This is a genomic window from Rhodopseudomonas sp., assembly GCF_036404135.1.
GTDB lineage: Bacteria > Pseudomonadota > Alphaproteobacteria > Rhizobiales > Xanthobacteraceae > Rhodopseudomonas_A.
Genome location: NZ_DASWPE010000169.1, coordinates 19,667 through 29,087, shown reverse-complemented (window position 1 = coordinate 29,087; position 9,421 = coordinate 19,667). Strand labels below are relative to the sequence as shown.

Annotated in this window: 10 protein-coding genes; 2 read left to right on the top strand and 8 right to left on the bottom strand. The window is 65.8% G+C overall.

Annotated features, from left to right (window positions below; all coding sequences use genetic code 11):
• The 3 genes from VGC77_RS19805 to VGC77_RS19795 form a co-directional block, all read right to left on the bottom strand.
• On the bottom strand, positions 1–881 hold an 881-nt coding region (locus VGC77_RS19805; RefSeq protein WP_331173277.1), incomplete at its 3' end, for a hypothetical protein.
• 162 nt (positions 882–1,043) lie between these two features.
• A complete protein-coding gene (groL, locus tag VGC77_RS19800) occupies positions 1,044–2,690 on the bottom strand; it encodes a chaperonin GroEL (protein WP_331173276.1) in 1,647 nt (548 codons plus the stop codon).
• Between the two features lie 186 nt (positions 2,691–2,876).
• Positions 2,877–3,173, bottom strand: coding sequence for a co-chaperone GroES (locus VGC77_RS19795; protein WP_331173275.1), 297 nt, complete (start codon positions 3,171–3,173; stop codon positions 2,877–2,879).
• Between the two features lie 320 nt (positions 3,174–3,493).
• Here VGC77_RS19795 and VGC77_RS19790 point away from each other — a divergent pair, with 320 nt between their 5' ends.
• Positions 3,494–4,003 (top strand): hypothetical protein, encoded by a 510-nt coding sequence (locus tag VGC77_RS19790; protein ID WP_331173274.1) that lies wholly within the window; start codon positions 3,494–3,496, stop codon positions 4,001–4,003.
• A gap of 255 nt (positions 4,004–4,258) precedes the next feature.
• Here the strand turns inward: VGC77_RS19790 and VGC77_RS19785 are convergent, their stop codons facing one another.
• Both VGC77_RS19785 and VGC77_RS19780 read right to left on the bottom strand, forming a co-directional pair.
• The gene (locus VGC77_RS19785; RefSeq protein WP_331173273.1) at positions 4,259–5,035 is read right to left on the bottom strand and encodes a protein phosphatase CheZ; all 777 of its coding nucleotides are present in this window, start codon (positions 5,033–5,035) and stop codon (positions 4,259–4,261) included.
• A 98-nt stretch (positions 5,036–5,133) separates the two neighbouring features.
• Positions 5,134–5,418: a hypothetical protein gene (locus VGC77_RS19780; protein ID WP_331173272.1), complete on the bottom strand. Its 285-nt coding sequence runs from the start codon at positions 5,416–5,418 to the stop codon at positions 5,134–5,136.
• Between VGC77_RS19780 and VGC77_RS19775 the strand changes: the two genes are divergently transcribed.
• A complete protein-coding gene (locus tag VGC77_RS19775) occupies positions 5,402–6,220 on the top strand; it encodes a L,D-transpeptidase (protein ID WP_331173271.1) in 819 nt (272 codons plus the stop codon). The genes VGC77_RS19780 and VGC77_RS19775 overlap by 17 nt on opposite strands.
• A 308-nt stretch (positions 6,221–6,528) precedes the next feature.
• Here the strand turns inward: VGC77_RS19775 and VGC77_RS19770 are convergent, their stop codons facing one another.
• The 3 genes from VGC77_RS19770 to VGC77_RS19760 all read right to left on the bottom strand — a co-directional run bounded on the left by VGC77_RS19770 (position 6,529) and on the right by VGC77_RS19760 (position 9,393).
• Positions 6,529–7,341: a DUF2076 domain-containing protein gene (locus VGC77_RS19770; RefSeq protein WP_331173270.1), complete on the bottom strand. Its 813-nt coding sequence runs from the start codon at positions 7,339–7,341 to the stop codon at positions 6,529–6,531.
• Between the two features lie 109 nt (positions 7,342–7,450).
• Entirely contained in the window at positions 7,451–8,344 is an 894-nt protein-coding gene (locus tag VGC77_RS19765; RefSeq protein WP_331173269.1) for a ChbG/HpnK family deacetylase, read from the bottom strand.
• Positions 8,341–9,393, bottom strand: coding sequence for a glycosyltransferase family 2 protein (locus VGC77_RS19760; RefSeq protein ID WP_331173268.1), 1,053 nt, complete (start codon positions 9,391–9,393; stop codon positions 8,341–8,343). Before VGC77_RS19760 ends, VGC77_RS19765 begins: the two co-directional genes overlap by 4 nt.
• Positions 9,394–9,421: the final 28 nt, after the last annotated feature.

Here is a 9,421-nt window from a genome sequence, read left to right as displayed (position 1 = left end):
TCGCTCCAGCTCGAACTCGCAAGCTTGGCGCCGAGGCTCTTGGCCAGCACCGTAGCGATCGCGCCGGCGAGCTTGTCGCGGTTGACCCGCTCACCGTCGCGCCACTCCGCCGCGCTAAAACGGATCGCGCGATCCATGTCGACAAGGCCGCTGGTCCAGCCGGCCGCGACCACGCCGGGCGAGGCCTTGGCCTTGGCGATCAGGCCGGCGGCGCGATCCGGATCGACGCTGAGATTGATGATCTGCTCGCCGGCGCGCAGCGCGTCGCAGGACACCGTCAGGCCCGCCAGCCCGACCTCGACGTTCTGCCCCTTCAGCGCTTTCAGGAAATCGGTCGCCGCCTCGAGCTTGATCCGGATCCCGACGGCTTCCGGCGAGACCTCGGTGAAATCCTTCGGCGCCACCGCGATGCTCTCGTCGGTGGATTGGTTCTCCTGGAATTCCTTCTCGCTGAGATCGGTATTGTCGGCCGAGGCGATCTCGCTGACGGCCGAACCGATGCTGACGCTGCCCTTGAATTCGAAGGTCTCGCCGGTCGGCTTGCGGATCAGCTTGACGGTCACCGGCGACTTGTCGCCGAGGCTCTGGGTGGTGCCGCTCAGGGTCTGGCCGTTGACGGTGAGATTGGCGACGAAGCGGTCCTTGCGGTCGCTGGTCTTGTCGGCGGGATAGCAGACGTCGAGCACCGCCGAGGTCACCGCCTTGCCCTGCCGGGCCTCCTTCAGCACGACGTCGGCATTGCCGTCCATGAATCCGTCGATCGAGGTGAAATAGCGGGTTTCAGTGGTGGGCGCGGCCGGCTTCGGCGCCGCCTTGGTCTGCGCCAGCGCAACCCCGGAGGGCGCCAGCAGAATCGTCAAACAGAGAGCGAACGCGCGCATTTGCAGATCCTCGCCAGCCACATCCTGAAGTTCCGGGGTTTCCAGTCCGAATGAATCAGAACCAAGGCTCTCCCTAACAAATCCGCAGCCAAAGCGCCAAAAAAGAAGGCCGCCCCGGGGGACGGCCTTCGATTTCGACTCCGTGGTGCCGCGGGCGTCGGCTCAGAAGCCCATGCCGCCCATCCCACCCATGCCGCCGCCGCCGCCCGGCATTGCCGGGGCCGGCTCGCGCGGCAGTTCCGCCACCATGGCTTCGGTGGTGACCAGCAGGGCCGCCACCGAGGACGCGTCCTGCAGTGCGGTGCGCACCACCTTGGCGGGATCGACGATGCCCTTGGCGAGCATGTCGACATATTCCTGGCTCTGGGCGTCGAAGCCGAAGGTCTCCGACTTGTTCTCGAGGATCTTGCCGACCACGATCGAGCCTTCGACGCCGGCGTTCTCGGCGATCTGCCGGATCGGAGCTTCCAGCGCCTTCAGCACGATGTTGATGCCGGCCTGGACGTCGGCATTGTCGTTGTTGATGCGGCCGACCGCCTTCTTGGCGCGCAGCAAGGCGACGCCGCCGCCGGTGACGATGCCTTCCTGCACCGCGGCGCGGGTGGCGTTCAGCGCGTCCTCGACGCGGTCCTTCTTCTCCTTGACCTCGACCTCGGTGGCGCCGCCGACGCGGATCACCGCGACGCCGCCGGCCAGCTTGGCGAGCCGTTCCTGCAGCTTCTCGCGATCGTAGTCAGAGGTGGTTTCCTCGACCTGCGCCTTGATCTGGGCGACGCGGGTCTCGATGTCCTTCTTCTTGCCGGCGCCGGAGACGATGGTGGTGTTCTCCTTGTCGATCACTACCTTCTTGGCGCGGCCGAGCATCGCCAGCGTGACGCTTTCCAGCTTCATGCCGAGATCGTCGGAGATCACCTGACCGCCGGTCAGCACCGCGAGGTCTTCCAGCATCGCCTTGCGGCGATCGCCGAAGCCCGGCGCCTTGACGGCGGCGACCTTGAGCCCGCCGCGCAGCCGGTTCACCACCAAAGTGGCGAGGGCTTCGCCCTCGACGTCCTCGGCGATGATCAGAAGCGGCTTGCCGGACTGCACCACGGCTTCCAGCACCGGCAGCATCGCCTGCAGGCCGGACAGCTTCTTCTCGTGCAGCAGCACGTAGACGTCTTCCAGCTCGGCGCTCATCTTCTCGGCATTGGTGATGAAGTAGGGCGACAGATAGCCGCGATCGAACTTCATGCCTTCGACGATGTCGACTTCGGTGGTCAGCGACTTGTTCTCTTCGACGGTGATGACGCCTTCGTTGCCGACCTTCTGCATCGCCTGGGCGATCATCTTGCCGATCGCGGTGTCGCCGTTCGAGGAGATGGTGCCGACTTGGGCGATCTCGGCCGAGGAGGCCACCGGCTTGGCGCGCTTGACGAGGTCCTTGATCACCGCGGCGACGGCGATCTCGATGCCGCGCTTGAGGTCCATCGGGTTCATGCCGGCGGCGACCGACTTGGCGCCTTCGCGCACGATCGCCTGCGCCAGCACGGTGGCGGTGGTGGTGCCGTCGCCGGCGAGGTCATTGGTCTTGGAGGCGACCTCGCGCAGCATCTGCGCGCCCATGTTCTCGAACTTGTCCTCGAGCTCGATCTCCTTGGCCACGGTGACGCCGTCCTTGGTGATGCGGGCGGCGCCGAACGAGCGCTCGATCAAGACGTTGCGGCCCTTCGGGCCCAAGGTCACCTTGACCGCGTTGGCGAGAATGTCGACGCCGCGCAGCATGCGATCGCGCGCGTCTCCGGAAAACTTGACGTCTTTGGCTGCCATTTGAATATCTGCTCCAAAATGAAAAGGTCGTCATCCTGAGGTGCGAGCCCTCTTGGCCGAGCCTCGAAGGATGACGATGGTGTCGTTCAGCCGTTCATCCTTTGAGGCCTCGCGGAGTTTATCAGCGGGCCGGCGAAAGCCGGACCCGTTGGCTCGGCACCTTAGGATGACGGCTGATCAGCGCGCTCAGGAGAGCACGCCCATGATGTCGGACTCTTTCATGATCAACAGCTCTTCGCCGTCGAGCTTGATCTCGGTGCCGCTCCACTTGCCGAACAGCACGCGGTCGCCGGTCTTGATGTCGACCGGGATCAGCTTGCCGGCTTCGTCGCGGCCACCGGGGCCGACGGCGACCACCTGGCCCTCCTGCGGCTTTTCCTTGGCGCTGTCCGGGATGATGATGCCGCCCTTGGTCTTGGACTCGGCATCGATGCGCTTGACCACGACGCGGTCATGCAGGGGGCGGAAATTGGTCTTGGCCATGGGGCTTCCTTTAAGGCTTGCTTTTGACAAACTCGACTGAGAACGAATGCCGCTCAGTGGATCGGGTGCCATCGACGATCCGACCGGCCGGTCCGCATTTCTCTTAGCAATCGGGCTGCAAGAGTGCTAATTGCGTCCCGGGAATATGGCTTGAGGCCGATCCTGTCAAGCAACCGCTTAAGACCTTGGTGAGGTCGGTGTAGGATGTTCGAAGCGCCTCGGGCGGGGGCGTCGTTTCAACATACCGCATTGCTCCGCCAGGAGTTTTGCGCTTGTCTGCGACCGCGGGGCGGGCAGATGGGTTTTCGTCGGGGATAACAATGGTCATTAAAGGCAACGCACGCGCGATTTTCAATCTGGGAGCCGCATCGATTCTGGCGGTCTCGCTGGCCGCGTGCGGCTCGTTCGGCGGCTTCGGGTCGTCGGAACAGACGGTCGCCGAGCCGCCGCCGGCGCCGGAAATGCCGGCCAGCATCCGCGCCGACGAGATCGTCGGCCGCTGGGGGCTCGCCTCCTACATGAATCCGAACGACCGCTCGCGCACCGAGAACGCCGCGCGCGGCCAATGCAAGAACCCCTATGTGATCGGCGCCGGGGCCTCCGGCGGGGTGATCATGCATCTGGCCGACCAGGCGACGCCGCAGGAACTGCGGCTGAAGGGCTCGCCGAGCGGCAAGAACTATATCGGCCCGGCCGGCCCGGCCGGCGGCGATCAGGATCGCGAGATCGTCTCGTTCGACGGCCGGGTGCTGGTGACCCGCTTCATCGATAAGGATGCCGCCACCCGCTACGGCAACATGGTCTATGTGCGCTGCGCGCCGCGCGCGTAGCCTGCGCCTTCGGGCATTTTCAAAGCCTGCTCGAAAGCGGCGAGCAAAATCTCGGTTTCTGTCATTGCGAGCCGAGGACGGCGCATAGCGCCGGCCGAAAAGCGAAGCAATCCAGCGGCCGCACATGGAGCCCCTGGATTGCTTCGTCGCAAGAGCTCCTCGCAATGACGGGTTGAGCGTCTGATTTCCTTGTTGGCTGCGCTCGCCTGCGCCGCCGATCGGGCCGCCGTCGTCGCCCGGCGTCAGCGCTGCGGATCAATCGAACAACGCGTCGATGTCGTCCTGCGAGGCGTGGCCTTCGTCGTCGAGCTTCGGACCGTTGAGCAGCTTGTCGTCGCCTTCGCGGGTGTCGACGATCGGCGGCGCGTGCGCCTTGATGGCGTCGACGCCGCCCCAGATGTCCATCATCGCGGTGATGTGATTCTCGATGAACTTCATCGTGGTCATCACCTTGCTGATGCGCTGGCCGGTGAGATCCTGGAAGTTGCAGGCTTCGAAGATCGAGATCACCCGCTCCTGGATTTCCTCGCTGATCAGTTTCTGCTGGTCCGGCGAGTTGACCTTGGTCAGCGCGCTGGCGGCCTGGTCGATCGCCTCGGCGGCTTCCAGGATCAGCTGGGTGGCTTCTTCGGTGCCGCCGACCACGGCGCCGAGTTCGCCGTTGACCTTGGCCATTTCATCGCCGTCGAAGCTCTTGCCGTGCAGCACCGCGATCTCGCGCTTGGTGCGGCTGATGGCGTCGTGGATCAGATCCAGTTCGATCTTCAGCTTCTCGCACTGCTCGATCTGCGCGCGGTAGCTCTGCAACAGCGCGTTGGCTTCGGCGATCTGCCGGTCGTTGGAGGCCGACAATTCGGTGGTGACGATGTTGGTGGCGCCATTCGGATTCGGCATCGCCATCTGCTCCCGGATCGCACGCAGCTCGCTCATGATCTCACTGTGCTTGGGAGCGTGCTCGCTCTCGACGAACGGCTCAGGCGCAGCGCCCAAACTGGTTTCTTCAATGCGGAAGCGCTTGCGCTGAACGGCCATTGGATTGTCTCACCCTCATTCAATATCTCGTTGTTAGCGTGATCTGTTTAACGACGCGTTCACGGCCGCGGCAGCGCCGCGAAAGCGCGGCTGGTAACTCACCGCAGCATGAGACCATGGCGCATGGCGCATGGCGCATCGCGATCGCGCATCGCGCTCGCGGGCTGCGCGATACCGACGGTTAACCATGCCGGCCGGCGTTCATCGAAAATAAACGCTGTCGCAAGGAACGCGGCGATCGGCCGACGTGGTGAATCCAAACCGCGGTTCTGTTTACCAAAGCGATGCGTTTTTGTTTCTAACTGATCGCGTTCACGCAAAGCGCTCTTGCGGCGCGGTCCCGACGAAACAGTGCAGAGTACGTCGATGTTGAAAAGAACCACTCTCGCCTTGCTCACCGGCGCGTCTTGTCTCGGCGCAGGATTCCTTGGCGCCGGCTCCTCCCCCGCCGCGGCGATCGAAATCGAAATGCCCGGCGCGCAGCCCTCGGTGATCTATGCCGACCCGCCTTCGTCGCCGCCGATGCGGATGGCGTCGGCGCAACGCTCGCGGATGGGCGGCGGCTTCATCGAATTCCTGTTCAGCGACGGCCCGGCGCAGCCCGGTTACGGCGAGCCGGCGCCGCGCTATCAGGCGCAGCCGGACTACTACGAACCGCAGCAGCGCGTGTTGCTGCCGGCGCAGCCGCAGCAGAGCCTGCGGCCGGAGGACGAAGCGGTCGATCCGCAGCAGCAGCCGTTCGATCCGAAATACGAAAAGCAACTGGTCGATTATCGCGGCAGGGAGACCCCCGGCACCATCGTCATCGACACCCCGAACAAGTTCCTGTTCCTGGTGCAGGGCGACGGCAAGGCGCTGCGCTACGGCATCGGCGTCGGCCGGCCCGGCTTCACCTGGAGCGGCGTCAAGCAGATCTCGGCGAAGAAGGAATGGCCGGACTGGACGCCGCCGGCGGAAATGCTGGCGCGCCGGCCGGATCTGCCGCGCCACATGGAAGGCGGCCCGCAGAATCCGCTCGGTGCCCGCGCAATGTATCTCGGCTCCTCGCTGTATCGCATTCACGGCTCCAACGAGCCGTGGACGATCGGCACCAACGTCTCCTCGGGCTGCATCCGGATGCGCAACGAGGACGTCATCGATCTCTACGGCCGGGTCAATGTCGGCGCCCGGGTGATCGTGATCTAGACACTCTTCGAGTTGGATTGATGCGCTTCAAGAGTCCCAAGCCGTCATTCCGGGGCGCGAGCAGCGTCAGCTGCGAGTGAGCCCGGAATCTCGCGACGCGTAGCGGCCTATCGGCGCCCGCGGCAGATTCCGGGTTCGCTCGTTCTTGCGAACTCGCAATCCGGAATGACGACGGCATTTGGGTTGGAGGCTGCAGTCCCAATCGAAAATGATCTCACTCGCTCCTAGCAAAGCGGCCGCCCTTTCGAGGCGGCCGTTGTCGTTATTGGGAGGTGGCGAAGTTTAAGGCGACGCCGGCTGGCTAAAGCTCACGCGTAGTCGCTGTCGCCGCCGTCGTCGAAATCGTCGGAGTCCATGTCCATGTCGTCATGGTCGGTGTCGTCGTTCGACGCCTGATCGAACAGGCCCTGCTGGGACGAATTGTCGTCGGCGCGGTGGCCCGATGAGCCGATGTCGTTGAGCCCGGCGTCGCGGGCGAGATCGCCGCCGGATTGATCGCTGCTCCACGGGCTGCGGGTCTCGCCGCCGCCGGCCGAAGCATCGCCGAAGCTCTGATGGCCGGCGCCGCCGCCCATCATGCCGCGAATGCTGGACAGCAGCATCGAGCCGCCGACCACGCCGGCGGCCGCTGCCGCCGCGGTGCCGAGGAACGAGCCTCCGCCGCCGCCGAACGCCGGCTGCTGTTGCGGCGCGCCATAGCCGGGCTGGCCATAGGGCTGCGCCGGCTGGCCATAGGGCTCGCGATTAAATCCGCCGGCCTGCGGCAGCACCTGCCCGGTGTTCCAGGCCGGCCGGCTCGCTGGCTGCGGCGGCGGCACGTTGGGCACCGAGCCGCGCGGCTGTTCGCTGCCGAACAGCGCGTCGCGCATCGAATCGAGGAAGCCGCCGGGGCGCTGCGGCTCGGGCGCGGCGCCGCCTTCCAATTCCTGAATCCGCGCATCGGCGCGCTTCAGCGCTTCGTCCTGCACCAGCACGGTCTGCACCAGCGCATAGACCGCGTTGGGGGCGCGGCGCAGCCCCTGCGCAATTGCGTCGGCGGCACCCGGATCGCGCGGCGCGCCTTCGACGCGGGCGAGCCGATCAAACAAATCGTCGACCAACTGGCGTTCTTGCGGTGTCATGATGTTCTCCACGGCAACCTATCACCCCACTCGCAGGCGCGGATCGCGTCCTTGCGGCGGGTGCCGGAGATGTAAGCGGCGTTTATGTCGCAATAAGTGTCGCGGCGGATTAAATTTCTGTATGCGACAAACTGACCGGCCCGGCCGGCGGCGCGGCGACGCGCTGCAGCGTGACCTGCTGCGCCTCGATCAGCTCGACGAAGGCGTCGCTGTGCAGGAAGGCGCGCTCCCGCTCGCGCTGATCGGTCAAGGGATCGAGCGCGATCAGGGTGTCGTCGACATAGCCGGGATGGCACATCACCAGGCCCCGGTCCGGCAGGCCGTCGAGAAAGCCGCGCATCAGGCCGGCGAAATCGCTCTGCTTCAGGAAGTCATAGGCGCCGGCAAATCCCGGATTGAAGGCCAGCGCGGCGCGCGACGCGCGGGCGCGGAACGGCGAACTCAGCACGTCGAGCAATAGTGCCTTCGGCATCGCGACGCGCTGCGACAAGGGCTGCATCCGGCCGCATTGCCGGACCCAGGCGGCCGGCGCGGCCTCCGCCACCGCTTCCAGGAAGGCGTCGCGGATCTGCGGAAACAGCTGAACGTGCTGGTGGCCGTCGACATAATCTGGGGCGCGGCCGAACAAATTGCCGAACGCGGCGAGCTGCGCGGCAAGCTCGGTGCGGAAGAAGCCGCGGTCGAGCCGGCGCAGCATGCTCTGCTGCAACAGCTGCGCCAATGGCAGGAATAGCCCGCCCTCCAGCGGCCGGAACTGCAAGGTCAGCGGCGAGAACGGCGCGGTCAGCGTGGCGTGCAGCCCGATCGCGCAATCCGGATTGTCGGCGACCACGGCTTTGAGCGCGTCGACTTCGTCGCGGCCGATCGCAGGCCCCACCACCATCACCGAAGTGGCGTTGATGCGGCGCGCGGCGATCAGTTCGCGGATCGCGCGGTTGACTCCGGGGCTGAGGCCGTAATCGTCGGCGCACAGCCAGATTCGGCGCGGCGCGGCGGCCGTCATTCGGCGGCGGTCCGTTCGCCGCCGCTCGTGGTGGTGTCGGCGCGCTTGACGCTGTGTTCGGCGACGAAATAGATCGGCCGCGCCTTCAGCTCGGAGAGGATCTTGCCGATGTACTCGCCGACGATGCCGATCATGATTAGCTGCACGCCGCCGATCGTCATCAGCCCGACCACCAGCGACGGATAGCCCGGCACCGACTTGCCGCTGACCATGGTCTCCCACAGGATCGACAGCCCGAACAGGAAGGCCACGAAGGCGAGCAAAAGGCCGAGCAGGCTGGCGATGCGCAGCGGCGCCACCGAGAACGAGGTCAGGCCCTCGATCGACAGGCCCACAAGCCGCGCGGCGTTGAACGAGGTGATGCCGTGGGCGCGCGGCTCCGGCTCGTAGTCGACGCGGATCTGGCGGAAGCCGATCCAGCTCGCCAGCCCCTTGAAGAAGCGGTTGCGCTCCGGCAATTGCCGCAACGCCGCGGCGGCGCGCGGCGACAGCAGCCGGAAGTCGCCGGCGTCCTCCGGGATCTTCTGCCGGGCGCCCCAATTGATCAGCATGTAGAAGCCGCGCACCGCGGTGCGGCGCAGCCAGGATTCGTTGTCGCGATGCGCCTTGGCGGTGTAGACGACGTCGTAGCCGTCGACGATCCAGTGCTGCACCAATTGTTCGACCAGCGCCGGCGGATGCTGGCCGTCGCCGTCCATGAACAGCACCGCACCAGGAATCTTGTCGTTGAGCCCGGCATGGTCGAGCCCGGCCATCAAGGCTGCTTCCTTGCCGAAATTGCGCGACAGCGACACCACCTGGACGTCGAGCGTCGGCGCGGCGAGGCCGCGCGCCACGCTGAGCGTGGCGTCGGCGCTGCCGTCGTCGACATAGATCACTTCGCAGCCAAGCCCGTAGCGTTGCCGCAGCGTGGCGGCGAGCGCCACCAGCCGCTCGTGCAGCTGCGGCAGGCCGGCGGCCTCGTTGTAGAGCGGCACCACCAGCGACAGCTTTTGCGCTGCGGCGCCGTGGCCGGTGCTGAGGGCGGACAGGTCAGAACCAAGAATCATCGATCGGTTTCCAAGCGCGCAGTCGGTG

What these genes read in the sequence shown, in the direction of transcription:
- VGC77_RS19790 (WP_331173274.1), top strand. Translation starts at nt 3,494, where the DNA reads ATGGTCATTAAAGGCAACGCACGCGCGATTTTCAATCTGGGAGCCGCA.
- VGC77_RS19765 (WP_331173269.1), bottom strand. Translation starts at nt 8,344, where the DNA reads ATGACGGCCGCCGCGCCGCGCCGAATCTGGCTGTGCGCCGACGATTAC.
- VGC77_RS19770 (WP_331173270.1), bottom strand. Translation starts at nt 7,341, where the DNA reads ATGACACCGCAAGAACGCCAGTTGGTCGACGATTTGTTTGATCGGCTC.
- VGC77_RS19760 (WP_331173268.1), bottom strand. Translation starts at nt 9,393, where the DNA reads ATGATTCTTGGTTCTGACCTGTCCGCCCTCAGCACCGGCCACGGCGCC.
- VGC77_RS19775 (WP_331173271.1), top strand. Translation starts at nt 5,402, where the DNA reads ATGTTGAAAAGAACCACTCTCGCCTTGCTCACCGGCGCGTCTTGTCTC.
- groL (WP_331173276.1), bottom strand. Translation starts at nt 2,690, where the DNA reads ATGGCAGCCAAAGACGTCAAGTTTTCCGGAGACGCGCGCGATCGCATG.
- VGC77_RS19785 (WP_331173273.1), bottom strand. Translation starts at nt 5,035, where the DNA reads ATGGCCGTTCAGCGCAAGCGCTTCCGCATTGAAGAAACCAGTTTGGGC.
- VGC77_RS19795 (WP_331173275.1), bottom strand. Translation starts at nt 3,173, where the DNA reads ATGGCCAAGACCAATTTCCGCCCCCTGCATGACCGCGTCGTGGTCAAG.